Origin of the sequence: Prevotella sp. S7-1-8 (genome assembly GCF_000758925.1) — a bacterium.
Taxonomy (GTDB): domain Bacteria; phylum Bacteroidota; class Bacteroidia; order Bacteroidales; family Bacteroidaceae; genus Prevotella.
In genome coordinates this window covers 1-647 of sequence record NZ_JRNC01000145.1, presented here as the reverse complement: position 1 = coordinate 647, position 647 = coordinate 1, and the positions used below count along the sequence as shown (strand labels likewise).

At 44.5% G+C, this 647-nt stretch carries 1 protein-coding gene; it reads right to left on the bottom strand.

Features of this window, described 5'->3' with window-relative positions; translation table 11 throughout:
- On the bottom strand, positions 1 to 358 hold a 358-nt coding region (locus tag HMPREF1640_RS12405; protein ID WP_036895424.1), incomplete at its 3' end, for an Arm DNA-binding domain-containing protein.
- Between the last annotated feature and the right edge of the window lie 289 nt (positions 359 to 647).

Here is a 647-nt window from a genome sequence, read left to right as displayed (position 1 = left end):
CTTTTATGAGCACATCAAGCCTCTCGATGAGCATGCACCGTGTCTGCACACTGCCTTGAAACTGTTCCTTCACCTCGGTTGCGTCAAATGGGCAACCTCTTGTAAGCAAAGATTGATAAGCTGACTGAATGGACAGCAGCAAGTTCTCCAACCTGCCATTCACTTCCACCGCCTCACGACTTTTTCCGTCCATTCTGCTCTCACGGGGATTCCACAAGTCAGGATTACAGGAGAGCTTGCAACTGAACTGCGCGATAGAACGTCCGATGGTTATCCGTCCCATAATCGGTGCTTTACCCGACTTGTCCAGACCGCTCTTTTTGAGGTAGAGCAACACCTTCATTTTTTCTGTTTTCATACGCTTTGATGTTTTGTGGCAAAATTACCAAATTCAAAGCGTTCCTCACTTACGCAGAAAACTGCCGACCGCAGCAACAGCCACACAAGCGAAAATAATTCAGTTACCGAATATTGCTCCATCGTTACCTATGACAAAATCGGGTAATGGTTTGGTAACTGAACTTCTGCCTAAATCTGCATATTACTGCCCTTTACAAATAGTGCAGCTTTACGCAAATCATTCCGTTTCTTCCTCATTATCAGTTAGTTTACATTGACTTCGACCTTTCTTCATTTTCAAGGATTAG